General features: G+C 70.0%; 26 protein-coding genes, 2 tRNA genes and 1 pseudogene. 21 read left to right on the forward strand and 8 right to left on the reverse strand.

From position 1 onward, the window contains the following. The first annotated feature begins 5 nt into the window (after positions 1–5). Genes VB739_RS02350 through VB739_RS02360 form a run of 3 tightly spaced genes read left to right on the forward strand, consistent with a single transcriptional unit; the run spans position 6 to position 1,998 of the window. Positions 6–815, forward strand: coding sequence for a HEAT repeat domain-containing protein (locus VB739_RS02350; protein ID WP_323355526.1), 810 nt, complete (start codon positions 6–8; stop codon positions 813–815). Continuing rightward, positions 815–1,477 carry a HEAT repeat domain-containing protein gene (locus tag VB739_RS02355; protein ID WP_323355527.1) on the forward strand — a complete coding sequence of 221 codons (663 nt, stop codon included), beginning with the start codon at positions 815–817 and terminating at the stop codon, positions 1,475–1,477. The genes VB739_RS02350 and VB739_RS02355 overlap by 1 nt, the downstream gene beginning before the upstream one ends. Next, positions 1,474–1,998: a low molecular weight protein-tyrosine-phosphatase gene (locus VB739_RS02360; RefSeq protein ID WP_323355528.1), complete on the forward strand. Its 525-nt coding sequence runs from the start codon at positions 1,474–1,476 to the stop codon at positions 1,996–1,998. The genes VB739_RS02355 and VB739_RS02360 overlap by 4 nt, the downstream gene beginning before the upstream one ends. Here VB739_RS02360 and VB739_RS02365 read toward each other — a convergent pair. Then, a complete protein-coding gene (locus tag VB739_RS02365) occupies positions 1,995–3,557 on the reverse strand; it encodes a bifunctional pantoate--beta-alanine ligase/(d)CMP kinase (protein WP_323355553.1) in 1,563 nt (520 codons plus the stop codon). The genes VB739_RS02360 and VB739_RS02365 overlap by 4 nt on opposite strands. 79 nt (positions 3,558–3,636) lie before the next feature. After that, entirely contained in the window at positions 3,637–4,131 is a 495-nt protein-coding gene (locus VB739_RS02370) for a septal ring lytic transglycosylase RlpA family protein (RefSeq protein ID WP_323355529.1), read from the reverse strand. A 424-nt stretch (positions 4,132–4,555) separates the two neighbouring features. On the opposite strand from VB739_RS02370, the gene purM reads away from it, so the two are divergent. Together purM and VB739_RS02380 are read left to right on the forward strand one after the other, a co-directional pair. Then, the gene (purM, locus tag VB739_RS02375; protein WP_323355530.1) at positions 4,556–5,590 is read left to right on the forward strand and encodes a phosphoribosylformylglycinamidine cyclo-ligase; all 1,035 of its coding nucleotides are present in this window, start codon (positions 4,556–4,558) and stop codon (positions 5,588–5,590) included. Positions 5,591–5,697: 107 nt separating this feature from the next. Next, positions 5,698–6,360 (forward strand): hypothetical protein, encoded by a 663-nt coding sequence (locus VB739_RS02380; RefSeq protein ID WP_323355531.1) that lies wholly within the window; start codon positions 5,698–5,700, stop codon positions 6,358–6,360. A gap of 5 nt (positions 6,361–6,365) precedes the next feature. Here the strand turns inward: VB739_RS02380 and VB739_RS02385 are convergent, their stop codons facing one another. Next, entirely contained in the window at positions 6,366–7,346 is a 981-nt protein-coding gene (locus tag VB739_RS02385; RefSeq protein WP_323355532.1) for an aldo/keto reductase, read from the reverse strand. Between the two features lie 84 nt (positions 7,347–7,430). Here VB739_RS02385 and VB739_RS02390 point away from each other — a divergent pair, with 84 nt between their 5' ends. The 3 genes from VB739_RS02390 (at position 7,431) to VB739_RS02400 (ending at position 9,030) form a co-directional block, all read left to right on the forward strand. Then, positions 7,431–7,616: a hypothetical protein gene (locus tag VB739_RS02390; protein ID WP_323355533.1), complete on the forward strand. Its 186-nt coding sequence runs from the start codon at positions 7,431–7,433 to the stop codon at positions 7,614–7,616. Next, positions 7,613–8,140 (forward strand): hypothetical protein, encoded by a 528-nt coding sequence (locus VB739_RS02395; protein ID WP_323355534.1) that lies wholly within the window; start codon positions 7,613–7,615, stop codon positions 8,138–8,140. Before VB739_RS02390 ends, VB739_RS02395 begins: the two co-directional genes overlap by 4 nt. Positions 8,141–8,391: 251 nt before the next feature. Further along, positions 8,392–9,030 (forward strand): class I SAM-dependent methyltransferase, encoded by a 639-nt coding sequence (locus VB739_RS02400; protein WP_323355535.1) that lies wholly within the window; start codon positions 8,392–8,394, stop codon positions 9,028–9,030. 34 nt (positions 9,031–9,064) lie between these two features. Here the strand turns inward: VB739_RS02400 and VB739_RS02405 are convergent, their stop codons facing one another. Beyond that, positions 9,065–9,214 carry a hypothetical protein gene (locus VB739_RS02405; RefSeq protein WP_259724313.1) on the reverse strand — a complete coding sequence of 50 codons (150 nt, stop codon included), beginning with the start codon at positions 9,212–9,214 and terminating at the stop codon, positions 9,065–9,067. A gap of 139 nt (positions 9,215–9,353) precedes the next feature. Then, positions 9,354–9,424: transfer RNA gene (locus tag VB739_RS02410), tRNA-Cys, on the reverse strand. A gap of 44 nt (positions 9,425–9,468) precedes the next feature. Between VB739_RS02410 and VB739_RS02415 the strand changes: the two genes are divergently transcribed. Both VB739_RS02415 and VB739_RS02420 read left to right on the forward strand, forming a co-directional pair. After that, positions 9,469–10,719, forward strand: coding sequence for a lipid-A-disaccharide synthase-related protein (locus VB739_RS02415; protein ID WP_323355536.1), 1,251 nt, complete (start codon positions 9,469–9,471; stop codon positions 10,717–10,719). 7 nt (positions 10,720–10,726) lie between these two features. Beyond that, entirely contained in the window at positions 10,727–11,017 is a 291-nt protein-coding gene (locus VB739_RS02420) for a hypothetical protein (protein WP_323355537.1), read from the forward strand. A gap of 49 nt (positions 11,018–11,066) precedes the next feature. Here VB739_RS02420 and VB739_RS02425 read toward each other — a convergent pair whose 3' ends face one another. Next, the gene (locus VB739_RS02425; protein WP_323355538.1) at positions 11,067–11,732 is read right to left on the reverse strand and encodes a ribonuclease D; all 666 of its coding nucleotides are present in this window, start codon (positions 11,730–11,732) and stop codon (positions 11,067–11,069) included. A 92-nt stretch (positions 11,733–11,824) separates the two neighbouring features. Between VB739_RS02425 and VB739_RS02430 the strand changes: the two genes are divergently transcribed. Both VB739_RS02430 and VB739_RS02435 read left to right on the forward strand, forming a co-directional pair. Further along, the gene (locus VB739_RS02430) at positions 11,825–12,376 is read left to right on the forward strand and encodes a cofactor assembly of complex C subunit B (protein ID WP_323355539.1); all 552 of its coding nucleotides are present in this window, start codon (positions 11,825–11,827) and stop codon (positions 12,374–12,376) included. Positions 12,377–12,380: 4 nt separating this feature from the next. Beyond that, on the forward strand, positions 12,381–13,259 hold the full coding sequence (locus VB739_RS02435; RefSeq protein ID WP_323355540.1) for a dehydrogenase: 879 nt from the start codon (positions 12,381–12,383) through the stop codon (positions 13,257–13,259). On the opposite strand, the gene hemF is transcribed toward VB739_RS02435, so the two are convergent. Then, positions 13,186–14,211 (reverse strand): oxygen-dependent coproporphyrinogen oxidase, encoded by a 1,026-nt coding sequence (gene hemF / locus VB739_RS02440; RefSeq protein ID WP_323355541.1) that lies wholly within the window; start codon positions 14,209–14,211, stop codon positions 13,186–13,188. The genes VB739_RS02435 and hemF overlap by 74 nt on opposite strands. Before the next feature lie 193 nt (positions 14,212–14,404). Here hemF and VB739_RS02445 point away from each other — a divergent pair, with 193 nt between their 5' ends. The 8 genes from VB739_RS02445 to VB739_RS02480 all read left to right on the forward strand — a co-directional run bounded on the left by VB739_RS02445 (position 14,405) and on the right by VB739_RS02480 (position 25,029). Further along, positions 14,405–15,511, forward strand: a complete 1,107-nt coding sequence (locus VB739_RS02445) for an Mrp/NBP35 family ATP-binding protein (protein WP_323355542.1) — start codon at positions 14,405–14,407, stop codon at positions 15,509–15,511. Positions 15,512–15,515: 4 nt separating this feature from the next. Next, a complete protein-coding gene (gene rodA, locus VB739_RS02450) occupies positions 15,516–16,784 on the forward strand; it encodes a rod shape-determining protein RodA (RefSeq protein WP_323355543.1) in 1,269 nt (422 codons plus the stop codon). After that, on the forward strand, positions 16,775–18,175 hold the full coding sequence (locus VB739_RS02455; protein WP_323355544.1) for a sensor histidine kinase: 1,401 nt from the start codon (positions 16,775–16,777) through the stop codon (positions 18,173–18,175). The genes rodA and VB739_RS02455 overlap by 10 nt, the downstream gene beginning before the upstream one ends. A 112-nt stretch (positions 18,176–18,287) precedes the next feature. After that, positions 18,288–18,719, forward strand: coding sequence for a photosystem I reaction center subunit II PsaD (locus tag VB739_RS02460; protein ID WP_323355545.1), 432 nt, complete (start codon positions 18,288–18,290; stop codon positions 18,717–18,719). A 68-nt stretch (positions 18,720–18,787) separates the two neighbouring features. Beyond that, positions 18,788–20,353: an anthranilate synthase component I family protein gene (locus VB739_RS02465; RefSeq protein ID WP_323355546.1), complete on the forward strand. Its 1,566-nt coding sequence runs from the start codon at positions 18,788–18,790 to the stop codon at positions 20,351–20,353. Beyond that, the gene (gene gshA / locus VB739_RS02470; protein WP_323355547.1) at positions 20,350–21,513 is read left to right on the forward strand and encodes a glutamate--cysteine ligase; all 1,164 of its coding nucleotides are present in this window, start codon (positions 20,350–20,352) and stop codon (positions 21,511–21,513) included. The genes VB739_RS02465 and gshA overlap by 4 nt, the downstream gene beginning before the upstream one ends. A 26-nt stretch (positions 21,514–21,539) precedes the next feature. Next, positions 21,540–24,542: a phosphoenolpyruvate carboxylase gene (ppc, locus tag VB739_RS02475; protein WP_323355554.1), complete on the forward strand. Its 3,003-nt coding sequence runs from the start codon at positions 21,540–21,542 to the stop codon at positions 24,540–24,542. Positions 24,543–24,558: 16 nt separating this feature from the next. Next, positions 24,559–25,029, forward strand: coding sequence for an N-acetyltransferase (locus VB739_RS02480; protein WP_323355548.1), 471 nt, complete (start codon positions 24,559–24,561; stop codon positions 25,027–25,029). 23 nt (positions 25,030–25,052) lie between these two features. Here VB739_RS02480 and VB739_RS02485 read toward each other — a convergent pair. Next, a tRNA-Arg gene (locus tag VB739_RS02485) sits at positions 25,053–25,126 on the reverse strand. A gap of 155 nt (positions 25,127–25,281) precedes the next feature. Between VB739_RS02485 and VB739_RS02490 the strand changes: the two are divergent. Further along, a pseudogene (locus VB739_RS02490) lies at positions 25,282–25,761 on the forward strand (DNA replication and repair protein RecF); the annotation flags it as partial.

The raw sequence follows: 25,761 nt of genomic DNA on the forward strand, positions 1-25,761 counted from the left end.
CGCCCATGGCCGGAGACGGTGAACCGATCAGTGAAGCCGAAGCCCTGGAGCAGTTGCGCCAGACCGACGACCAGTCCCGTCAGTACTACGCGGCCTGGTGGCTGGGTCGCATGCGCAGCCGGCATCCGGAGGCCGTGCCGCTGCTGCTCGCGGCCCTCCGCCAGCGCCAGCCACGGGATGTGGGCGCCGGGGTGGAACACAACGCCGTGGCCCGCAATGCCGCCCGGGCCCTGGGCAAGATCGCCGATGGCCGGGCGGTGAGCGAGTTGCTGGTGGTGCTCGACGATGCCGACGACGGCCTGCGGGAGGCCGCGGCCCGTGCCCTCGGCGAGCTGCGGGCCACGGCAGCGGTGCCGCTGCTGACCCGCCGCCTGGCGAGCGGACCCGATGTCGCCGGTGCCCACCGCAGCAACAGCCCCCGGCTGCAGGAACCCTGCGAGGCGATGTTGGAGGCCCTCGGCACGATCGGAGTGGCCGAAGCGGAGGTCCTGGCCGTGATCAAGCCCTTCACCAGCCATGGGCGCCCCCTGGTGCGCAGTGCCGCTTGCCGGGCCCTGCTGCAGCTCACCGGGGAGACGGTCTGGGCCGACGAGCTGCTCCAGTTGCTGCAACACCCCCAGCTGCAGGTGCGTCGTGCCGCCCTGATGGATCTGGGGGCGGTGGGGTGGCGCCCCGCCCTGGTCCCCATCCAGCGCACCTTGGCCGAGAACAGCCTCAAGCTGATTGCCCTGCGGGGCCTCGTGGAGAACGGCAGCGGCAGTGAGGCGGGCAGCGATGATGAGGCCGTGCTGATGGCGATGGACGCCCTGCTCTGATGACGGCCGCAAGCGGAGATTCCAGGCTCGCGGTCGATCGCATCCGGGCCTTCGAGCAGGCCGGCAGCGCCGAGGAGCTGGTGGTGGCCACCCGCCGGCTGATCGCCTGCGACGACCCTTTGGCCACCGTGCCCCAGCTGGTCCAGGTGCTGGGCTTCAACAATCCGGGAGCCGCCGTGGCCGCCGTGGATGGGTTGATCGCCCTGGGCCCGGCGGCCGTGGGCCCTCTGCTGGCCAATCTCGATGCCCACAACTACGGCGCCCGGGCCTGGGCCGTGCGGGCCCTGGCCGGGATCGGCGACACCCGTGGGCTGGACGTGCTCGAGGACGCCCTGGCCACAGACGTCGGCCCCAGCGTGCGCCGGGCCGCCGCCAGGGGACTGGGGGCCCTGCGGCTGGAGAGCCTGGCCGAGGAGCAACAGCACCTGGTGCGTGAGCGCTGCCTGGGGGCCCTGGAGAGCGGCCGTGGGGACGGCGAGTGGGTCGTGCGCTACGCCGTGGCCGTGGGCCTCGAGGGCCTGGCCCTGCCCCTGCCCCCGGCCGATCCCCACAGAGATCGGGCCGAGGCGAGCCTGGGGCAGCTCCAGGATCCGGAGCGGGAGGACACGCTGGTGGTGCGGCTTCGGGCCGGCGTGGCCATCCATCGACTGAACACCCGATGACCACCCCCGCTGAACCGCCCGCCGCCCCCCTCGCCATGGCACAGCCCACCAGCCTCCTGTTCGTCTGCCTTGGCAACATCTGTCGCTCCCCGGCCGCCGAGGGCGTCTTCCTGCATCTGATCGCCCTCCAGGGCCTGGAGGACGCCTTCCGGGTGGATTCCGCCGGCACCGGCGACTGGCACGTGGGACGGCCCGCCGACGAGCGCATGCGCAGCGCCGCAGCCCAGCGTGGCATCGCCCTGCCCAGCCGAGCCCGCCAGATCACAAGCCGCGACCTGAGCCACTTCGATCACGTGCTGACGATGGATCGGCAGAACCTGACGGCGGTGCGGGGCCTTGCCGGGCCTGGGGCCTCCGCCCAGATCACCCCCATCACCCGGTACTGCAGCCACCACAGCATCGAAGAGGTGCCCGATCCCTACTACGGCGGTGAGGAGGGCTTCGATCGGGTGCTCGACCTGCTGGAGGACGCCTGCGGGGGCTTGCTCGAGGCCCTGATGGCCGAACGGGCGGGGGGCTAGGGAGCCCCAGGGCCCGGCCAGGCGTCCTCGGGCACCCGCTCGCGGAACAGATCCACCAGGCGCTGGATCACGGCGTCGATGCCCAGGCCGTCGGTGACCAGCTCCACCGCATCGGCCGCCTGCCGCAGGGGGGCCTCGGCCCGGGTGGAATCCAGGCGATCCCGCTCGGCGATCTGGGCTTCCAGTTCGGCCAGGGGCGGCACGGCGAAGCCGCGCTGGGCCAGATCCGCTGCCCGGCGGCGGGCTCGCTCCGCCACCGTGGCGGTGAGGAACACCTTGCACTCCGCCTCCGGGAAGACGGCGGTGCCGATGTCGCGCCCTTCTGCGACCAGACCGCCCCGCTGCCCCATGGCCTGCTGCTGTCCGGTGAGGGCCGCCCGCACGCAGGCATGGGCCGCCACGGCGGACACCGCAGCGGTGACCTCAGGGCCCCGGATCGCCTCGCTCACCTCGTGGCCATTCACCTGCACCCGCTGTTCCCCGCCGGCGTCGCTCTCCAGCTGCAGATCGAGGTCGACCAGCAGGGGAGCGATGGCAGCGGCATCGGCCGGGTCCACACCCTGGTGCAGCACCCACCAGGTGAGGGCCCGGTACATGGCACCGGTGTCGAGATAGAGGAGGCCCAGACGGCGGGCGAAGGCCCGGGTCACCGTGCTCTTGCCCGCCCCGGCGGGGCCATCGATGGCAACGATCGGCGGGCGGTTCATCAGGAAGAGATGGTCGATCAAGCGCGTGCTGCCGCAACGGGCGGCCGCGGCCAGCAAGACGAGGCCGCCGTCGGCGGTGGTCACGGGGCTCAGGGTAGAGGGCTGCACGAGCTGCACATACTCCACGGCCAGGCCCGCCGCCTCCAGGTCGCGGCGGACTGAAGCGGAGAGCAGCGCCGCGCTGGCGATGCCCTCGCGCCAGAGCGCCTGCGCCGCCCCCAGGGCCGCCGGCAGGGCCGCCGCCTGATCGCGCTCGCTGGCCCTCAGGTAGCGATGGCGCGAGCTGCAGGCGAGCCCATCGACCTCCCGCACCGTGGCGCAGCCCTGCACCGTCAACGGCAGGGCCAGGTCGGCCACCACGCGGCGCAGGATCATCAGCTGCTGCCAGTCCTTCTCCCCGAGCAGGAGGCGATCGGGGCGCACCAGGGCCAGCAGCCGGCAGACCACCGTGGCCACACCCTCAAAATGGCCTGGTCGACCCGGACCGCACAGGGACTGGCGCAGGGCGGCCGGGGGAACCACACCGGTGAGCTGGGCCTCACCACCGGGAAACAGCTCCTGCACCGATGGGGCAAACAGGGCCTCGGCACCGGCCGCCTCCCCCAGGGCGGCATCAGCGGCCAGATCCCTGGGGTAACGGTCGAAATCTTCAGCCGGTCCGAACTGGAGTGGATTGACGAACACGCTGAGCAGCACCGCGGGGCGGCCCGCAGGCACGGCGGCGCAGGCCCTCTGCAGCAGCTGCTGGTGGCCTTGATGCAGGCTGCCCATGGTGGGAACGAAATGGAGCGGCCGACCGACCTGCTCGCGGCGCCAGTCATTCAGCTCGGCCAGGGTCTGAAGCAGTTGCACCGGCACAAAACGAAAGCCCACCCGCCAGATTGGCGGATGGGCTGGAAGAACACGGGACGGATCGAGCCGCCTGAACGTGTCAGGGGAGCACTTCGAGCCTCACCTGGGCAACGCCGCTGGCTGTGAGGCCCAGTTCCTGGGCGGCACCATGGGCCAGGTCGATCACCCGGTTGCCGTGGAAAGGGCCACGGTCGTTGATGCGCACCACGGCGGAACGACCGTTCCAGAGGTTGGTGACGCGCACCTTGGTGCCGAACGGCAGGGTGCGGTGGGCGGCGGTGAGGCTGCCGGGGCGAAGAACCTCTCCACTGGCGGTGCGGTTGCCGAAGAAACCGGGGCCGTACCAGCTGGCCTGACCGGTGGTGACACCACCAGAGGAAGCGATCAGATTGCTCGCCGTGGGCACGGTGCGGATGTCTTCGACGAAACGATCCCAGGTGGAGGGAAAGTCGGCGGGGCGGATGGCAACGGAACTCCCAGGGGCCTGCTGGGCAGTAAGGGAGCCGGCCTGGGCCGGAGCGATGCTGCTGGTGAAGAGGAGGGCGGCGGCGCCCAGGAGTTGAGTGACTCGCATAACAAGCGGAAAACACTGGCTGAGCAAGCGATCGAGGAACGACGTTCCTGATGACTGCATTCGGGCGTTGACGACAACCAGACCTGAAGCGGTGGTGACTGAGTCGAACGCGGCCGAAATGGCCTGGCGAATTCCTAAGAGAAAATGACAACCCCGGAAAACTATCCGAACTGCACAGGGCTCAAATGTGCTGCAGACAGGCCTCAGGACCGATCAGTTTTCTTCATCTTTGCCACCCCTTCAGGCGTCCACTGGCCTGACTGGCCCACCGGCGCTAGCAAAACATCAGTGGATTTGATCAATGGCATAAGCCCAGGCGATGGAAGCATGGGCCAATCGGTCAATCGTCCATGCCCAGGGCTCTCCTGGTGCCCCCTGCGGCCCCATGCCGATGCAGGATCGGTGCAGCGCTGACCCTTGCCCCATGGACTACCGCTCTGCCGGCGTGGACGTCGCCGCCGGCCGCGCCTTCGTGGAACGCATCCGCACCAGTGTCGAGACGACCCGGCGGCCGGAGGTGATCGGGGGACTGGGGGGCTTCGGCGGGCTCTGCCGCCTGCCGGCCGGAATGAAACGCCCCCTGCTGGTGGCCGGCACCGACGGGGTGGGGACCAAGCTCGAGCTCGCCCAGGCCCATGGCGGTCACCACGGGGTGGGCCTCGACCTGGTGGCCATGTGCGTCAACGACGTGATCACCAGCGGCGCGGAACCACTCTTCTTCCTGGATTACATCGCCACCGGCAAGCTCGGGCCCGAGGCCATGGCCGAGGTGGTGGAAGGCATCGCCGATGGTTGCCGCCAGAGCGGCTGCGCCCTGCTGGGGGGCGAAACCGCCGAGATGCCGGGCTTCTACGGCGCCGGCCGCTACGACCTGGCCGGGTTCTGTGTAGCGGTGGTGGAGGAGGAGGAACGGATCGACGGCGCGCTCGTGAGCGTGGGTGACCGGATCGTGGCGGTGGCCAGCAGCGGTGTCCACAGCAATGGTTTCAGCCTGGTGCGGCGCATCCTGGAGGCCGAAGCGGTCGACGCCGCCACCCTGTTGCCGGCAACCGGGCAAGGACTGATCGAGGCCCTGCTGACCCCGACACTTCTTTATGCCTCACTGGTGCAGGACCTGCGCCGATCGGGGCAGCCGCTCCACGCCATGGCCCACATCACCGGCGGCGGCCTGCCGGAGAACCTGCCCCGCTGCCTGCCCGCGGGGGTTCATGCGGTGGTCGACCCCGACAGCTGGGAGCGTCCGCCCCTGTTCCGCTGGCTGCAGGAGCGGGGCCAGGTGCCGGAGGTCGATCTGTGGAACACCTTCAACCTGGGGGTCGGTTTCTGCCTGGTGGTGCCAGCAGAGGCCTCCCCTGGCATCATCGACCTCTGCCGTTCCTCGGGCCATCAGGCCTGGGAGCTCGGCAGGATCGCGGCGGGCGCATCGGGGGAGCACCCCCTGGCCGGATTGCCGCACTGAGGCAATGGCAGCCCTCATCCACCGCTTTCCCTAAGGTCGTGGGCGTCATGGCCGCCACAACCAGTCCCCCACACGCTCCCCAGACGTTCAAAAGATTTCGCTGCCCGATGTTCGATACGTCCAGACGCATCACCCGCCGCCGCAGTTCCGCCGGCCCGATTCCGCCCCAGCGCCCCCAGCAGCCACGTCCCCGTCTGCGCGACGGTGGGGCCCCGTTGCAGCGGGAAGGCACGGGCGGCCAGCGCCCCACCTTTCTGACCCTGCGGGACCATGGCAAGGTCTATGTGGCCGACCTGCCCCGCCTGTCCGACGGCCAACTCACCCATATCAATAAGGAAGCCCAGGACGTTCTCGACAGTCTCAACCGCCGCCTGCAGGAGCTGGAGGCCCAGACCTTCCTGAGCGAGGCCGACCAGGACACCCGCATCCGGGCCACCACCAAACGGGACATCACCCAGCGGTTCCTCAACTCGATCGCCCAGGAGCAGGAACTGCGGCGCTCCAACCCGGCGCTGCGGGCGGCCGCGGGCGAATCCCTCTCGCGCGCCTTCCTGGAGCTCGCTCGCCACCGGCTGCCCGGCTCCACCTTCGATTCCCTGCTGCAGGAGGCCCTCAGTGCCTGCGGACCCGGCGAAGACGGCAGCCTCGGCGGCGAACCGACCGACCCCCAGGTGGTGAGGCTGCTGCAACGGACCGAGGCCCCCCAGCCTCGGCCCGCCGCCCTGCCGGTGGTGTTGAGCCCGGATCCAACCGACGCCCTCAGCGCCTGAGGGCCTCAGCCGCTCTGAAACGGATTGGCCGGCATGCGTCCCTCGCACCGCTGCGCCACCCGGTCCAGATCGCGTCGTTCCCCGTCGTCGAGGCACCAGCTGGCAGCCGAGGCCGCCGCTTCGGCCTGATCAACACGGCGCAACCCCACCAGGGGAATGGCGCCATGGGCGCGGCACCAGTTGATCGCCACAGCCGCCATGGGGGCATCGTGGGCATGGGCGATCCTCTCCATCGTCTGCAGCAGGGGCTGGATGCGGGGCTGCAGCCGGCGGAACAGCAGGCCCCGGGGCCCCGCCGGCAGTCCCTGACCCTCCCCCGGCGGCCGGCCCAGCAGACCGAGGGCCAGGGGGCTGTAGGCCAGCAAGTCAATGCCCAGCTCCCGGCAGACCAATGCCACCCCACCCGCCGCGAGGGCCTCGGGCGCCAGCAGGGAGAGCTGCACCTGCAGACTGGACAATCGCAACCCCCGCCGGGCCAATCGCCCATGCACCAGGCGTAACCGGCGTGGGCCCAGGTTAGACACCCCCAGGCTGCCCACCCGGCCCTGCTCGAGCAGATCCGCCAGCCCCTCCAGCAGGGCCCCCTCCTGCCAGGGGGCGTAGCGGGCCGTGCTCCAGTGCAGCTGGACCCTGTCCAGATGACCCCTCAACCGCCTTCGGGAGGCTTCGAAGGCCCGCTCGAATCCACGGCGGCCCAGGCGCCAGGGGAAGGGGGCCAACTTGGTGGCCACGGTGAGCCCCTGGCGCCGGTCCGGCGGCAGGTCGGCGACGAAGTCGCCCAGCAGCGACTCGCTGCGGCCTCCGAAGCGACCGGTGCCATAGGAATCCGCCGTGTCGAACAGGGTCAGCCCCAGGTCCACGGCCCGGCGGAAACAGGCGGCCAGCTCCGCGTCCTGGGCCGGGTCGTAGCCCCACAGAAACTGGTTGCCCCAGGCCCAGGTGCCCACCCCGATCCCGGGGGCCGCTGACGGCCCGGGCGCGGACACGGGGGTGGCAGGGTCGGCCCAGACGATCGCGGCACTCTCACGCTGTTGCCATGATCGAACCGAACCGTTCCCAGGGGGCATGCGATGACCACCCATCCGGGCGTCCGGCCGCCACTGCCCACGGCCGGAGCAGGCGCCACCATCCCATTGGCCGCCGGCAACGAGCCAGCCGCAATGGCCCCCGAGCCGGTGCTCTGCGGCCATTGCGGCCGCACAGCCAGCAACGGGATCAGCTGCCAGGGGATCTGCGTCGCCGACTCGGGCTATTGAAGCGGTGGCTTTGCCGCGGATGGCCGTCGGGCCTGCTGCTGCTGGCCCTCACGGGCCCGTGGACAGCGCTGGAGGCCCAGGACCTGTCTGGCGAAGATTTCGGCCGCTGGGAAGGGGGCCTGCGGCGCTGCCGCATCGTCAGCACCTCCAGCCAGGACTCGCCTCAGCAGCCCATCAGCTGCAGGGTGCTGCGGCTGGATCAGCAGATGGAGGGACTGCTCACCGTCCGGTTTCTGCAGCCAGGCGGCAGCGGCGCCTTTGTTGACCGCCAGTTGGTCTTCGCCGGGGTGCTGGCGGAAGGCACCAGGGGCATGCAGTGCCAGGCAAGCCGTTGCGAGCCGCGCTGGCCCCTGCGACTGCAGGTGAGCGCCGTGGGCCAGGCAGGCTTCGGCGAGGCCACGCCGGCCCTGGGGCTGACCAGAGCCCAGCTGGCCAGCGGTCATTGCCAGCTGGACGGGCGCACCTTCCGCTGCGAAGCCGTCGGCCAGGAAGGACAGCGGTGGCAGGCGGAAGGCTCTCCCTGAGCGGGCCTGCGAACCGGTCGGAAGGGACATGACGATCGGCAACGAACGCCACAGACAACCCTGACCCTCTTCAGGTTTTCTTTATCATTCGTTCGTTCGGGTGATGGTCATGCCCCAGTCCACATCGCTGCTGGCCCTTGTGGGCGTCGTGGGCTTCGCCCTGATCTCCTTGCTCCTGGGCGTCCTTCCCTGAGCCGACGCGAGTGGCCGGAGGGACGCCGCCGCTAAGGTGCCGCCACCCACTATCCGGCATGTCGACCAAGGACGCCTTCACGCGCATCTACCAACGGGACACATGGGGGGGAGGCTCCGGCCAGGGGTCCAGACCGGAGTTCAACGGCGAGTACATCGCTACCCTGCAACGCTTTCTGCGGCTCAATCACATCCGCAGCGTCGTCGATTTCGGCTGTGGCGACTGGCAGTTCTCCCGGCTGATCCACTGGGGCGACATCACCTACACCGGGATTGACATCGTCGACTCCGTGGTGGCCGCCAACAGCGACCTCCACGCCAGCGACTCGATTCGCTTTCAGCTGTTCGAGGACCTGGCCAACCTTCCGCCCGCCGATCTGATCCTGGTCAAGGATGTGCTGCAACACCTTCCCAACCACTTGGTGCGGGAGTATCTCGACCATTTCAAGGCCCACTACCGCTGGCTGATCATCACCAACGACGATCTGCCCCACTCGGAGCTCAACCGGGACATCGAGGCAGGCGCCTGGCGGCCGCTGCGACTGGACCTGCCACCCTTTGAGGAGCACTGCTCCACCCTGGCCCAGTGGGTGGTGCTCACAGAAGCCTCGATGAGCCTGCACAGGAAACGGGCTGAACTGATCCACGGAGCAGGAGCACGTCAGCCGCAGGGAAGGCCTGGAACGCAGCAGGGTTGAATCCACACCAGGCTGTCACCCTGCAGTGGCATTGTCACCAGTTGCCGACCCTTTTGAGAGCGGTGTAATACTCGATGATGGCGTCTTCGAGAATCGCCGTGGGTGTGGAAGGTAGCTGAATTCTTTCGCGATAAGCCTGGATCTTTTCAATCATCTCCAGGCAGTCTTCGCTGAGCAGCGCCACGAACGGATCCGGCTCTTCCGTGGAGTTAGCTCCCACCTCAGTCCTCATTGGCAAGTCAGTTGCAGTCTGCCACCGATGGCCGGCCGTTGGGCCGTGACTCCTGCGCGGGGGGCGAGCAGGAGAACGTCGGTTGTTGCAGAGGCGGCACCCAGATTCGAACTGGGGATAAAGGATTTGCAATCCTCTGCCTTACCACTTGGCCATGCCGCCTGCCGGGGAGCAAACTCCCCGCAGCGGATCGTATCAGCCATGGCATGTCCACCCCCCGTCTGCTGGTTCTGAGCAACGGCCACGGGGAGGATCTGATCGCCCTGCGGCTGATCGAGGCCCTGCGGCACCAGGAACCCAACCTGAAGGTGCAGGTGCTGCCCCTGGTGGGGATGGGCCAGGCCTATGCCGGCGCCGAAGCGGCCGGGGAGCTGCAGCGGGTTGGGCCGCGGCAGCCCCTTCCCAGTGGCGGTTTCAGCAATCAGAGCCTGCGGGGACTGCTGAACGATCTGGCCGCCGGGCTGCCGCTGCTGAGCTGGCGTCAGTGGCGGATCGTGCGGCGCTGGGGAAGGCAGGGTCTGCCGATCCTGGCGGTGGGCGATCTGCTGCCCTTGCTGCTGGCCTGGGCGGGCGGTGGTCCGTACGGCTTTCTGGGCACCCCCAAGAGCGACCACACCTGGGCCTCACCCGCCCCGGCCGGCTGGGGCCGCTCCCCCCTGGCCGATGGTTACCACCGGGCCAAGAGCAGTGAATGGGATCCCTGGGAGTGGGCCCTGATGGGCCACCGCCGCTGCCATCTGGTGGCGGTGCGCGATCGCCTCACCGCCCGGGGACTGCACCGGCATGGGGTCCAGGCCGTCGCTCCGGGCAACCCGATGATGGATGGCTTCACCGCCCCTGGGCCCCTGCCGGCCTGGCTGGAGGGGCGGCGCCGTCTGCTGCTGCTGCCGGGCAGCCGCCTGCCCGAGGCCCTGGGCAACCTGCGCGGCCTGCTCGCCGCCCTGCCGTCCGCCAGCGCGAGCCAGCCGATCAGCGTGTTACTCGCCAGCGGCTCCCGCCCCAGTGACGCCGAGCTGGCCGCCCCCCTCGCCGCCGCTGGATTCAGCCCGGCGGCAGCACCGCCGGGCTCCGGTGCCTCGGGCCTCTGGCGGCGCGGCCCACTGGAGTTGCTGGTGGGTCCGGGTCAGTTCGCGGCCTGGGCGCCGCTGGCGGAACTGGGGCTGGCCACCGCCGGCACGGCCACCGAGCAGCTGGTGGGCCTGGGAGTGCCGGCCCTGTCGCTGCCGGGGCCCGGCCCCCAGTTCAAGGCCGGCTTCGCCCGCCGCCAGAGCCGGCTCCTGGGGGGAGCCGTGCTGCCGTGCCAGGACAGCGAGGAGCTGCAGCGGCGGCTGATCGCCCTGCTCAACGACGACGGCGAACGGACCCGGCTGGGCCGCATCGGCCGGCGGCGCATGGGACCGGCCGGTGGCAGCGCGCGGCTGGCGGCGCTGATCCTCGAACGCCTGCTGCCGGGGTAGGGGGATGATGGGCTCGACCACCCCCTCGTCCCCCGCACCGATGCCCGGCATCCCCGACCGCAGCTTCAACGCCGCCTGCGGTCATCTGGCCACCCAGCTGGGCATCAGCCTGGCGGCGGCCCGCCGGCGGGTGGAGATCCTGGCGGCCAAGGAGGGCCTGCGGGACACGGCCGCCAAGCTGGCCTTGGCGGAACGCCTGCTGGAGGAAACCCGGGCCAGCGGCCTCGACCGGGGCCAGTTGTTCGACGGCCAGCTGCGCTCGGTGGGCGAGGACGACCTGTTCATGATCGAGGACTGAGGGCCGCTGCCGGCAGGACGCCCGACGGGCCTGTCCGCCGCTCCCAGACTCAGTGCTCGAAGACCTGGTGGAACCGCTGCCGATCGAGGGCGGAGAACACCGGCACGCAGGCGAAACAGCGACGGGCCAGCTCCCAACGCTCCTCCCGGCGCAGCATCACCTCCAGCCGGTCCCGGGCGGCCAGCAGCCAGCGCACGTCACCGGCGGCGTAGGCCAGCTGGGTGTCGCTGAGCTCCTCCACCCGGCCCCAGTCGGAACTCTGGGCCTGCTTGTCGAGCTCCACCCCCACCAGCTCGTTGACCACGTCCTTGAGGCCGTGGCGCGGGGCGTACGTGCGGGCCAGGCGACTGGCGACCTTGGTGCAGAAGATGGGGTCCACGGCGATGCCGAGGTTCTCCGCCAACGCCGCCACATCGAAGCGGGCGAAATGGAACACCTTCTCGATCGCCGGGTTCTCGCAGAGGGCCTTCAGTCGCGGCGCCTCCGTCTGCCCCCGCGCCAGCCGAATGCAGCAGACGTTGTCGGCGTCATCGCAGATCTGCACCAGGCAGAGGCGGTCCCGCCCGTGGATCAGCCCCATGGCCTCGGTGTCGATGGCCAGGGCCCGGGCCTTTCCGTAGAGCTCCTGCCAGGTGGCGTCGAGGTCGTGGTCAAAGACGGCGAAACGGGCCGCCGGTCCGGGGCTGGCGCTGACGCTGGCAGGGGTCTGGGCCATCGTGGGGCAGGGGTTTTGCGGCCATCGTGGCCCAGCACGGACACCGGCCAGGCCAGTCGGGCCAGAATGGGGGCCGCCAAGGTTCCGCCCCCATGCCCACCCTGGGTTCCACCCTCCTGCTCACCCTGCTGATGGCCATCGGCCTGGTCTTCTTCCTGAGGGCCGCCAGCAAGGACCGCACCACGGTGGTGGACGTCCACTCCCCCCAACCGCCGGTGCAGGTGCTCGAGGGCCTCTCCAACTGGCTCACGGCCCGGGGCTGGCAGACCGAAACCGGCGATCCCGAGCGCCAACTGCTGCGCTTCCGCGGCCAGGTGCGCTCCAGCCTGCCTCTCGCCCTGCTGCTCTCGCTGCTGGGCAGCGTTGGGGCCGCCTGCCTGGGCCTGGTGCTGCGCCAGGTGCTTCCCTCCCTCGGCTGGTGGCCCCTGCTGCTGGCCCTGGCCGGTCCGATGGCGGGTGTTCTCTACAGCCGGAGGGCGGCCCGACCCGAGAGCCTGGAGCTGCGACTGATGGACGAGGACAGTGGCGGCGGCAGCACCCTGCGCCTGCGCGCCCACCGCGACGAACTGATCGCCATCGAGCGGGAGCTCGGCGCCGACCTCCAGCTGGCCAGCGACGGCTCCCTGCTCTCCTCCCCGATCTGAGCCCATGCGTTGCCGTTCTGCCGCCTGGTTGGTGGGTCCAGCCTTTCTGTTCAGCAGCCTTGCCGCCCTGGCGGCACCCGCCCGCAGCGCGGAAGCCATGCCCATGGCCGTCCAGCTCCGGACATCAGCCCCGGCGCTGGACGGCACCGATCCGATCACCGGACCCCGCAGCCACCTGAGCCGGGACTGGATCGGCCTCCGCCCCGTCGAAGCGGACACGCCCATCCTGGTGCTGGCCGGCCATGCCGATTCCCAGGGCATCGCGGGGTCCGGCACCAGCGGCGCCGCGGTGGCCGCCGGGGCGCCGCCGATGGTCCCGGGCATCAGCGACGAGCTCTACTGGAACATGGTCGTCGCCGAGACGGTGGTGGCCCTGGGGCAGCAGCGGGGGCTGCGCATCAGCTACTACCGCCCCCCCTTCCGCACGATCAGCGACGGCGACCACCCCAGCACCAACTGGAGCGTGGGCCGTCAGCACGCCGCCAGCGGCGGCTATGCCCTGGAGATCCACTTCGATGCCTGGGGACCCGATGGCGTCGGATCGGGGCTGATCCCGCCGCTGCACCGGCCCTTCGGCCGGCTCGACGAAAGCCTGGCCGAGGCCTTCGGTGGCTTCCCCATGGCCTTCCGTGGTGGCCTGGGGGGACCCAGGCGCGGCATCGCCCTGCTGGAGGTCGGCAAGCTCGAAGGCCGGCTGGAGCGCTCGCTGCGCAATCCCGCCACCCGTCCCGACACGGTGATGGCCATCGCCAGCCGGATCGTCACGGCCCTCGAAGTCGGCCTGGGCCGCAGCCCCACCCCCCAGCCGCTCAGTCCACAGCCTGGTGTGGTCGGCAGCGCTCCTCCAGGGAAGCGTCTTCAAGCCAGTTCTGGGGGCGAGTGAACAGGTCGGTCAGCAGGGCTTCCCGGCTGCCTTCAGCGGCCGTGTAGCCGTACTCCCAGCGCACCAGGGGCGGCAATGACATCAGGATCGATTCGGTGCGGCCGTTGGTCTGCAGCCCGAAGATCGTGCCCCGGTCGAACACCAGGTTGAACTCCACGTAGCGGCCGCGGCGGTAGAGCTGGAACTGGCGCTCCACCTCCCCCCAGGGCTGCCCATGGCGGCGCTCCACGATCGGCACGTAGCTCGGCAGGAAGGCATGGCCGCAGGCCGAAGCCAGGGCAAACAACTGCTCCCAGTCCTGGTGCAGAGGGCCGACGGCCGTGCTGGCCGCCGCCGCAGGCCCCTCGGGGTCGCCACCTTTGTAGAGCACCCCGCCGGGGTCCTGGTAGTCGTAGAAGATGCCGCCCACGCCCCGGGTCTCGCCGCGGTGCTTCAGGAAGAAATACTCATCGCACCAGGGCTTGAACACCTGGTAGTACGCGGGATCCACCCCATCACAAGCCCCTTTGAGGGTGCGATGGAAGTGGCGGGCATCCTCCAGGAAGGGGTAGTAGGGGGTGAGGTCGGCGCCGCCGCCGAACCACCACACCGGTCCGGCCTCGAAATAGCGGTAGTTGAGATGCACCGTGGGCACGTAGGGGTTGCGGGGGTGCAGCACCATCGAGGTGCCGGTGGCGAACCAGCGGTGACCCTCCGCCTCGGGGCGCTGGGACAGGATCGAGGGGGGCAGGCGCTCCCCCTCCACTTCGGAGAAGTTGACGCCGCCCTGCTCGAACACCCGGCCGTCCTTCATCACCCTGGAGCGGCCACCGCCGCCCTCCGGCCGCTCCCAGCTCTGTTCCTCGAAACCACCCTCGCCGTCGAGGCTCGCCAGGCCGGCACAGATCGAATCCTGCAGGCCCATCAGCAGGGCCTTGGCGCGGCTGCGGGAATCGGCAGGTGGCATCTCCATGGAACGGCAGCGCGGCGGGCGCGGAACATCCGCACACCTTTTCAGTCCGTCGGGGGGTCCCACAAGGGGTCGAGAGTCTCTGTCACGGGCTGAGGAAGTTCCGGGCGGCCGCCACCGGGGTGCCGCTGCCGGCCCAACCGCCCCGGGGCACGGCCCCTAGGATCCCTTTTCACAACGCCCGAGACGTCGACGAATGGCCAGCGCCGACACCCTCCTTCAGGCCCTGCAGCCGCTCCGCGATGCCGGCAGCGGCCGCAGCCTGGTGGAGCTCGGTTGGATCAGCGACCTGCGTCACCAGGGCAGTCGGGCGGTGTTTCGCCTCGCCCTGCCGGGCTTCGCCGCGAGCCAACGCGAGCGCATCGCCGCTGAGGCCCGCAGCGCCCTGCTGGCCGTGGAGGGCATCAACGACGTCCAGATCGAACTGGCCCAGCCCGCCGCCGCTCCCTCCTCGGGGCCGATTGGCGCCGCCGGCCACGGCCCCGGTGGGGGCCAGCTGCCGGAACGTCAGGGCATCCCCGGCGTGCGCCAGGTGATCGCTGTCAGCAGCGGCAAAGGTGGCGTCGGCAAGAGCACCGTGGCGGTCAACCTGGCCTGTGCCCTGGCCGCCTCCGGCCTGCGGGTGGGCCTGCTCGATGCCGACATCTACGGTCCCAATGCCCCCACCATGCTCGGCGTGGCCGACCGCAGCCCCCAGGTGACGGGCAGCGGCAACGACCAGGTGCTGGAGCCGATCGAGAGCTGCGGCATCGTCATGGTGTCGATGGGCCTGCTCATCCAGGAGAACCAGCCGGTGGTCTGGCGCGGCCCGATGCTCAACGGCATCATCCGCCAGTTCCTTTATCAGGTGAACTGGGGCGAGCGCGACGTGCTGGTGGTGGACCTGCCGCCCGGCACAGGCGATGCCCAGCTCACCCTGGCCCAGGCCGTGCCCATGGCCGGGGTGGTGATCGTCACCACCCCCCAGCAGGTGTCGCTTCAGGACGCCCGCCGCGGCCTGGCGATGTTCCTGCAGATGGGGGTGCCGGTGCTGGGGGTGGTGGAGAACATGACCGCCTTCATCCCCCCCGATCTGCCCGATCGCCGCTACGCCCTCTTCGGCAGCGGTGGCGGCCGCCTGCTGGCCGACGAGGCGGGTGTGCCGCTGCTGGCCCAGCTGCCGATGGAGATGCCCGTGCTCGAGGGCGGAGAGAGCGGCCGGCCGGTGGTGCTCTCGGCACCCAGCTCCGCCAGCGGCCGTGCCTTCACCGAACTTGCCGAGCGACTGAGCGCCAGCTGCGCCCTCAGCCCGGCCCTCGCCTGAAGCGATGGCGGTTCTCAGCCCCCGGCGCGGTGGGTTCGCCGCCAAGGGGGCGAAGCGGCGTGGCCTCGGCTTCGATCCGATTCTGTGGGGCATCCCGATCGCCCTCACCCTGCTGGCGGGGATCCTGATCGCCAGCACCCAGCGCCAGCAGGCCACCACCGACTGGTACCAGCACTGGGTCACCGCCGCGGTCGGGCTCGTTGTGGCCGTGCTGCTGGCCCGGGTGCCGCTGGAGCGGATCGCCCGTTTCCAGTGGCCGATCTACATCCTGATGGTGGCGAGCCTGATCGCGGTGCGGGTCATCGGGGTCAGCGCCCTTGGGGCCCAGAGCTGGATCAACATCGGCGGCTTCTACGTGCAGCCTTCTGAATTCGCCAAGGTGGCGGCCATCCTGCTGCTGGCGGGCGTTCTCTCGAAGTACCCGGTGGAGCGGCCGATCGATCTGCTGCGGCCGGTGGGGATGATCAGCATCCCCTGGCTGCTGGTGTTCGTGCAGCCGGATCTCGGCACGTCGCTGGTCTTCGGTGCGGTGCTGCTGGTGATGCTGTTCTGGGCGGGCATGCCCGCCACCTGGCTGTTGCTGCTGCTCTCGCCGCTGTTCACGGCGATCATGGCCGGCACCATGCCGTGGCTGCTGCTGGGCTGGGTGCCGCTGATGGGCTGGGTGGCGTGGCGCTCCCTGCCCTGGAAAACGATCGGGCTGACGCTGGTGCTGGCCGTCCAGGGGCTGTTCGCGGTGGGGACGCCGTGGCTCTGGGAACACGGGCTGCGCCCCCACCAGCGCGCCCGGCTCACCCTGTTCCTCGATCCGGCCCAGGATCCCCTCGGCGGCGGCTACCACCTGCTCCAGAGCACCGTGGGGATCGGTTCCGGACAACTCTGGGGCACCGGCCTGATGAACGGCTCGCTCACCAAGCTGCGCTTCATCCCCGAGCAGCACACCGATTTCATCTTCAGTGCCCTGGGGGAGGAAACCGGGTTCATCGGCTCGATGCTGGTGGTGATGGGCTTCGTGGTGCTGATCTGGCGCCTGCTGCAGATCGCCGGCCGGGCCGGCAGCGACTACGAATCGCTCGTGGTGGTGGGCATCGGCGCCATGCTGATGTTTCAGGTGGTGGTGAACGTCAACATGACCATCGGCCTTGGACCCATCACCGGCATTCCCCTGCCCTTCCTGAGCTACGGCCGTTCGGCCATGCTCGTCAACTGCATCAGCCTCGGGCTCTGTGCCTCCGTGGCCAGGCACAGCCGCAGCCAGCGGCGATGGTGGTGAGCCTGGAGGAACTGCGTTCACTGCTGGCGGACGGCGTGCCGGTGGGGCAGGGGGACGAGGACAGCGTCAGGCGTCAGTGGTGGGCCGCCCTGGCCACCGTGCAGGAGGATCTGCTCGGAGCCGCTCCTCCCCAGCCCGGCGTCTGGCTGGCGGCCCCCCTGCCGGCCCTGTACGAGCCTGCCCTGCTGGAGTGGCTCGACGGCTGGGTCTGGACCCCGGCGGAGGTCGGCAACCTGATGCCCTCGGGGCTGCCGCTGCTGCCCGGCCTGCCGCCCCCCCCAGGAACCGCCCCCCGGGGAACGGCCGGTCGGCCGGGGGGCTTCCAGCGCCTCAGCCTGCGCCAGGACGACGGCACCGATCCGCTGCTGGTGCTGATCACGCCGGTGCTGCAGGTGGCCCTGGCTCTCGATGGCCCGCCGCAGGCCCGCCGGCTGGTGGTGCGCTTCGAGGCTTCGATCCTCTCGGCCGCCCTCGAGCTGCTCGATCGCCGCCTGGCCCAGGACGATCCGGCGGCAGGTCTGGGGCTGCGCCGCCGGCTGCAGCTGCTGGGCCCACTTCGCAACGCGCCCGACCTGGCCACCCGCTTCTGGCCCCTGCTGGCCCAGCGGCTGGCGGCGATGGCCCCCAGCGTCACCCTGCAGCCCCTGGTGCACGGGGAGAAACGGAGTGAGGGCAACGGCAACGACGCCGTGAGCAGCGAGCTGGCCCTGCTCGAGGCCCTCACCCATGAGGTGCGCACCCCTCTGGCCACGATCCGCACCCTGATCCGCTCCCTGCTGCGCCGCACCGACCTGCCGGGCGTGGTGCGCCAGCGGCTGGAGCAGATCGACGGCGAATGCAGCGAACAGATCGACCGCTTCGGACTGATCTTCCTGGCGGCGGAACTGCAGCGCCAGCCGGGCAGTGGCCAGCCCCTGAGCGACAGCGAACTGGCCCGGACGGACCTGAGCCGGCTTCTCCATCAGCTGGAGGCGCTGTGGCAGCGCCAGCTGGGCCGGCGGGACCTCAAGCTCGTGCTCGAGATCGCCGCCGACCTGCCGCCGGTGATGAGCGATCCCAGCCGGCTGGAAACCATGCTCGGCGGGCTGATGGACCGGTTCAGCCGCAGCCTGCCCAGTGGCAGCGAGGTGCGGCTGCGACTGCTGCCGGCGGGGTCGCGGTTGAAACTGCAGCTCAGCAGCGACGACCCCGAAAGCCGTGCAGCCGACGGGTTGGCAGCCGCCGTGCCGATGCCGGTGGGGCCGGTGCTGAGCTGGAATCCGGAGACCGGAAGCCTGCAGCTGAGCCGCCAGGCCACCCAGCGGCTCTTCCACCGCCTGGGGGGCCGGCTCACCGAGCGGGGCGGCAGCAACCTGACCGTCTTCTTCCCGGCCGCCGAGCGCAGCAGCTGAGGGGATGGGCCCCGGGTGGGCCGCGTTTGTTGACGGGTGTGAAGAGTCCGCCGGGGGCGCCGGGAAGGCGAAAAACACGGTGCTAGCTTCCGCCTGAAACGGTCTGCAAGTCATGCCTGATACGGCCCTCCACGGTCAACTTCCGAAGTCCATCGGCAGCACCGGTGGCTTGCTGAACTCGGCCGAAACCGAGGAGAAGTACGCCATCACCTGGAGCAGCTCCAAGGCGCAGGCGTTCGAACTCCCCACCGGCGGTGCCGCGGAGATGAACGAAGGCGACAACCTCATGTACTTCGCCCGCAAGGAGCAGTGCCTGGCCCTCGGCACCCAGCTGCGCACCAAGTTCAAGCCCCGGATCGAGGACTACAAGATCTACCGGATCTACCCCGGTGGGGACACCGAATTCCTGCATCCCAAGGACGGCGTCTTCCCCGAGAAGGTCAACGAAGGCCGCACCATGGTGGGCCACACCCCCCGCAGCATCGGCGCCAACCCCAACCCCGCCAGCCTCAAGTTCAGCGGCAAGGCCACCCACGAAGCCTGAGTCCCACCGGCCAGCACCTATAACGGCGGGGCCGAGAGCCCCGTTTTTTTTGCCTGCCTGTCGCCGTGATGCCCGGTTCTGATCGCAGCGCCTTCCTTGCCCGGATCGCCGGTGGGGAAGCAGGTGCTGACTTGGCCGTCAATTTTCTGCCCCTCAAGAAGTGCTGGCCCGCCGACCTGGAGACGCCCCTGACCACCTGGCTGAAGGTGGGGACGGGCGGCAGCCATGGCGTGCTGCTGGAATCCGTGGAGGGGGGCGAGCAGCTGGGCCGCTGGAGCTACGTCGTCAGCGACCCGCTCTGGACCCTCACCTGCCGCGGTGACCGGGGCGAACGCTGCTGGCGGGATGGCCGCAGCGAACAGCTCCAGGGCAATCCCTTCAGCCTGCTGCGGGACGCCCTGGCGCCATTGCGGCCCGGCCCGGTGGAGGGCCTGCCGAAGGTGGCCCAACTGTTCGGCTTCTGGGGCTATGAGTTGATCCAGTGGATCGAGCCCAGCGTGCCGGTGCACAACGCCGCCGAAGGGGCCCCACCCGACGGCTGCTGGATGCTGGCCGACAGCCTGCTGGTGTTCGACCAGGTGAAGCGCCAGATCACGGCCGTGGCCTACGTGGATCTCTCTGCAGGCGCCGATCCCGGCGAGGCCTACGACCGGGCGGCGGCGCGCATCGAGGCTCTCGAGGCCCGCATGCACGCCCCCCTGCCCGGCCATGTCAAACCCTTGGCCTGGCATGAGGCGAGCGGCTCCGAGCTGGCCACCCACAGCAACCGCAGCCAGGCCGACTTCGAAGCCGCCGTGGCCACCGCCGCCGAGCACATCGCCGCCGGCGACGTGTTCCAGCTGGTGCTGAGCCAGCGGCTGGAAACCCGGGTGAGCCACGATCCCTTTGAGCTTTACCGCAGCCTGCGGATGGTGAACCCCTCGCCCTACATGGCGTTCTTCAACTTCGGCGACTGGCATCTGATCGGCTCCAGCCCCGAGGTGATGGTGAAGGCGGAGCCCTGCGCCGAAGGCGTGAAGGCCTCCTTGCGGCCGATTGCCGGCACCCGCCCCCGCGGCGAGGATGCCCGGCGGGATGCGGCCCTGGCCGAGGAGCTGTTGGCCGATCCCAAGGAGCGGGCGGAGCACGTGATGCTGGTCGACCTGGGCCGCAATGACCTGGGCCGGGTCTGCCGCGCCGGCACGGTGCAGGTCACCGAGCTGATGGTGATTGAGAAGTACTCCCACGTGATGCACATCGTCAGCGAGGTGGAAGGGCTGCTGACCGAGGATCACGACATCTGGGACCTGCTGATGGCGTCCTTCCCGGCCGGCACCGTGAGCGGAGCCCCCAAGATCCGCGCCATGCAGCTGATCCATGCCCTCGAACCGGATGCCCGCGGGCCCTATTCGGGGGTCTACGGGGCCGTGGATCTGGCCGGGGCGCTGAACACGGCGATCACGATCCGCACCATGGTGGTGCGGCCCCACCCCGACGGCGGCTGGCGGGTGCAGGTCCAGGCCGGGGCAGGAATCGTGGCCGATTCCCGGCCGGAGGCGGAGTACCAGGAAACCCGCAACAAGGCGCGCGGGATGCTCAAGGCTCTCGCCTGTCTGGAGCCGGCCGTGGCCGGTGCGGCGGACGCCACGCCATGAGCGCTCCCCTGCTGCTCAAGGGTTTCGAGGTGGAGATGTACACCGGCCGGGCCGATGGCTCGGTGGTCGGCTGCTCGGCTGAGGCGGCCGCCGACCTGGCGGGCTTCATGACCGAACCGGACCAGCGCAACCTGGAGTACGTCACCCCGCCCGAGGCCTCCTACACCGCCCAGCTGGAGCTGCTGCTGGAGCCGCGCCGTCGCCTGCGCCGCTGGCTCCAGCCCCGCCAGCTGACCCTGCTGCCCGGCAGCACCCTGAGCCTGGGGGACAGCCACCGCTTCGAGCGCTCCGACCCCGAGAACCCTTACCACGCCTATATCGAAGCCACCTACGGCACCCGGGTCGTGACCGCCAGCGTCCACATCAACCTGGGGCTGACGGACATGAACGCCCTGTTCGCCGGCCTGCGCCTGCTGCGCTGCGAGGCCTCCCTGCTGCTGGCCCTCAGCGCCAGCTCCCCCTTCCTGGACGGTGTGGCCACCGGGGCCCACTCCCAGCGCTGGCTGCAGTTTCCGATCACCCCGCCCCAGGTGCCCCTGTTCCGCGACCACGACCACTACATCCTCTGGATGGAGCAGCAGCTGGCCGCCGGGGCAATGCGCAACGTGCGTCACCTGTGGACCTCGGTGCGCCCCAATGGCGACGACCGCCCCCATGGCCTCAACCGCCTGGAGATCCGCATCTGTGACCTGATCGACGACCCGCTGCTGCTGCTGGCGGTCACCGCCTTCGCCGAACTGCGCCTGCAGCAGTTGCTGCGGGATCCCCAGGGTCAGGATCCCCTGGCCGCCAGTCGGCTGGCCGCAGGCGAGCTCGAAGCCTTGGCCGATGCCAACGACCGGGCGGCGGCCCGCTCCAGCCTCCAGGCCCAGCTGGTGCAGTGGCGCAGCGGACAGACGCTGGAGGCCCGCGCCTGGATCGCCGCCGAGCTGGAGGCCATGGCCCCGCTGGCAGCGGAGCTTGGGCTGGAGCGCTGGCTGGCCCCGCTCCATGAGCTGCTCGCCACCGGCAACCAGGCGATGCGTTGGCTCGCCCGTCAGGGGCGTGGCGAAAGCATCGGTGCCATCATCGGCAGCGAGGCCGTGGCACTCGCGTCACGGGAGAAGGCGCTGGACGCATGGCTGGAGACAGAAGCAGCACAGGTTCCTGGAGGATCATGAACAGCAACCCCGTGCCCACCGCCCCCATGCGGCTCCAGCTGACCGAGCCTTCGGTCGTTCCCGCCGAGGCCTCCCCCGGGGTGATCCGACTGCTCACCGAGCGGCTGGAGCTCGTGGAGGACCTCTGGCAGACGGTGCTGCGCAGTGAATGCCCGCCCGAGCAGGTGGAGCGCCTGCTGCGGCTCAAGGAACTGAGCGGTCCGGTGGCGCCGGGCCTGGATCCGGAGGCCCCCTCCGCCGTCGACACCGACGGCATCGTGGCCCTGATCAAGGCGATGGATCTGGCCGAGGGCATCGCAGCGGCCCGGGCCTTCTCCCTCTACTTCCAGCTGGTCAACATCCTCGAGCAGCACATCGAAGAGGACAGCTACCTCGAAAGCATCAAGCGGGCCCCCGCCCCCGCCAGCAACGACCCGTTCCTGCCGCCCCTGGCCAGCCAGAGCGATCCGGCCACCTTCCGCCAGCTGTTCGAGCGCCTGCGGGCCCTGAACGTGCCGCCGGGCCAGCTGGAGGGGCTGCTGCGGGAGCTCGACATCCGGCTGGTGTTCACGGCCCACCCCACCGAGATCGTGCGCCACACCGTGCGCCACAAGCAACGGCGTGTGGCGGCCCTGATCCAGAAGCTGCAGGTGAACGGCCAGGGCAACCCGGACGACAATGACCGCCTGCGCCAGCAGCTCGAGGAGGAGATCCGGCTGTGGTGGCGCACCGACGAACTGCACCAGTTCAAGCCGTCGGTGATCGACGAGGTCGATTACGCCCTCCACTACTTCCAACAGGTGCTGTTCGACGCCCTGCCCCAGCTACGCCAGCGCATCCGCGCCGCCCTGGCGGCCAGCTATCCCGACGTGCAGCCCCCGCGGGACGCCTTCTGCACCTTCGGTTCCTGGGTGGGTTCCGACCGGGACGGCAACCCCTCGGTGACCCCGGACGTGACCTGGCGCACGGCCTGCTTCCAGCGGCAGCTGATGCTGGCCCGCTACATCCAGGCGGTGTCCATCCTGCGCGACCAGCTCAGCATCTCGATGCAGTGGAGCCAGGTGAGCGCGGCCCTGCTGGAATCCCTGGAGATGGACCGGCTGCGCTTCCCGGAGATCTACGAGGAGCGCGCCGCCCGCTACCGGCTCGAGCCCTACCGGCTGAAGCTGAGTTACACCCTCGAGCGGCTGCGGCTCACCCAGCAGCGCAACCAGCAGCTGGCCGAGGCCGGCTGGGAATCACCGTGCGACGGGTCCTCCGGCTACGAGGCCGGACTGAGCAGCCTGATGGAGCCGGCCCCTCCCCAGGAGCTCCACTACGCCTCGGTGGAGGAATTCCGCACCGACCTGGAGCTGATCAAGGAGAGCCTCGATGCCACGGGCCTGAGCTGCGAGGCCCTGCAGGACCTGCTCAGCCAGGTGCACATCTTCGCCTTCTCCCTGGCCAGCCTCGACATCCGCCAGGAGAGCACCCGCCACAGCGACGCCATCGACGAACTCAGCCGCTACCTGCTGCTGCCGGTGCCCTACGGCGAGATGGACGAGGAGCAGCGGGTGGATTGGCTGCTGAGCGAACTCAAGACCCGCCGGCCCCTGCTGCCGCCGGCGGCCCGCTGGAGCGCCCCCACCGCCGAGACCTTCGCCGTGTTCCGGATGCTGCAGCGGCTGCAGCAGGAGTTCGGCCGGCGCATCTGCCGCACCTACGTGATCTCCATGAGTCACACGGTGTCGGACCTGCTGGAGGTGGTGCTGCTGGCCAAGGAGGCGGGGCTGGTGGATCCGATGGCCCAGAAATCGGCCCTGCTGGTGATCCCCCTGTTCGAAACGGTCGAAGACCTGCAGGGAGCCCCGGCCGTGATGGGGCGCCTGTTCGCCGACCCCTTCTACCGCCAGCTGCTGATCAGCAACAGCGACGGCGAGCAGCCCCTGCAGGAGGTGATGCTCGGCTACTCCGACAGCAACAAGGATTCCGGCTTCCTCTCCAGCAACTGGGAGATCCACCGGGCCCAGATCGCGCTGCAGTCGCTCGCCGATGCCCACGACGTCGCCCTGCGCATCTTCCACGGCCGTGGCGGCTCGGTGGGACGGGGTGGCGGCCCCGCCTACCAGGCGATCCTGGCCCAGCCCAGCGGCACCCTCAAAGGGCGCATCAAGATCACCGAGCAGGGGGAGGTGCTGGCCTCCAAGTACTCCCTGCCCGAGCTGGCCCTCTACAACCTCGAGACGGTCACCACCGCCGTGCTGCAGAACAGCATGGTGAGCACCCCGGTGGACGACACCCCCACCTGGAATGTGCTGATGGAGCGGCTCGCCGCCCGCTCCCGCGACCACTACCGGGCCCTGGTGCATGACAACCCCGACCTGGTGGCCTTCTTCCAGCAGGTGACACCGATCGAGGAGATCAGCAAGTTGCAGATCTCCAGCCGCCCGGCACGGCGCAAGAGCGGCGCCAAGGATCTCTCCAGCCTGCGGGCGATCCCTTGGGTGTTCGGCTGGACCCAGAGCCGCTTCCTGCTGCCCAGTTGGTACGGCGTCGGCACGGCCCTGCAGGCCGAGCTCGATGCCGATGGTGAGCAGATGGAACTGCTGCAGCTGCTCTACCAGCGCTGGCCGTTCTTCCGCATGCTGATCTCCAAGGTGGAGATGACCCTCTCCAAGGTCGACCTAGAGCTGGCCGGCCATTACGTCACCTCGCTGGGACGTCCCCAGAACAAGCAGGTGTTCGAGCAGATCTTCGCGTCGATCGCCAGCGAGTTCGCCCTCACCCATTCCCTGGTGCTGCGCATCAGCAACCACAGCCGGCTCCTCGACGGGGACCCGGCCTTGCAGCTGTCGGTCGACCTGCGCAACCGCACGATCATTCCCCTGGGCTATCTGCAGGTGGCGCTGCTGCGCCGGCTGCGGGAGCAGAAACGCCAACCGCCGATGAGCGAGGGGCCGAGCGACGGGCCTGGAAGCGGCGACGGCCGCACCTACAGCCGCAGCGAACTGCTGCGCGGCGCCCTGCTTACCATCAACGGCATCGCCGCAGGCATGCGCAACACGGGCTGATTCCCTGAACTCTCTGTTGATCCCCTTCCGCAGCCAGCCTTCGACCCCTCGCCTGCGGGAGGGTTACGCGCTGCTCCATCAGCACGACCCCGAACCGGCCGGCCTGAACCGTCTGTTGGAGGCCTGCGGCGATTCCCCCCGCAGCAACGACCGCTGGAAGCGGGTGCTGGCGCGCAGCGCCTGGCACCTGGTGGTGCTCGACCCGGGCGGCCGGCTGGTGGGCTTCGTGCGGGCCACCAGCGATCAGGCCCTCAACGCCAACCTCTGGGACCTGGTGGCCGATCCGGCCGACCCCTGCCGGGATGAGGTCATCGGGGCCCTGGTGCAGGCCGCCCTGGCCCGCCTGCGGCGGGAGCTGAGCGGCTGCAGCATTTCCCTCTCCGCCCCACCGGAAGCCCTCAACGCCCTCTCCCGGGCGGGATTCGTGGTGGATCCCGGGGGCATCCGGGCCATGGGCCTGGACCTGCGGTCCCAGGTAGACGGGTGACCGAGAAATAGGGACGGGGCTGACGAGCATGGAGGGACTCGAACCCCCGACATTCAGAACCGGAATCTGACGCTCTATCCAACTGAGCTACATGCCCTGCCACGGCGGTAGGGGTCCCTCAGGACCTTTCCCTCCGATGGCGGTACCTTAGCGGCTGACCGCCCCAGAACCATCCGGCTGCACCGCCTGGACCTCCGGCATTTCCGCAACATCGACGGCCTGCAGCTGACGCTGGAGGAGCCCCGCCTGCTTGTGGTCGGCAGCAATGGCCAGGGCAAGTCGAACCTGCTGGAAGGGGTGGAACTGCTCACCAGCCTGCGGTCGCACCGCTGCAACGTCGACCGGGACCTGATCGGCCACGGCCACCCCTGGAGCCGCCTGGGCACCCTCACCGACGAGGCCGACAGCCTGCAGCTGGAGCTGCGCCGCAGCGGCGGCCGCCAGGCGTTCCGCAACGGCAAGCGGCTGGAGCGGCAGCTCGACCTGATCGGCCCCCTGCGCTGCGTCGGCTTCAGCGCCCTCGACCTCGACCTGGTGCGGGGGGAGCCCGCCCTGCGGCGCCAGTGGCTGGACCGGGTGGTGCTGCAGCTCGAACCCGTCTACGGCGCCCTGCTGAGCCGCCATGGACGGCTGCTGCGGCAGCGCAGCCAGCTCCTACGCCGGGGCCTGGCTCCCGGCCAGCGGCAGGAGCTGCTGGATGCCTTCGATCAGCAGATGGCCCAGGTCGGGGCC

It is taken from the genome of Cyanobium gracile UHCC 0281 (genome assembly GCF_034931305.1).
GTDB classification, from domain to species: domain Bacteria; phylum Cyanobacteriota; class Cyanobacteriia; order PCC-6307; family Cyanobiaceae; genus Cyanobium; species Cyanobium gracile_A.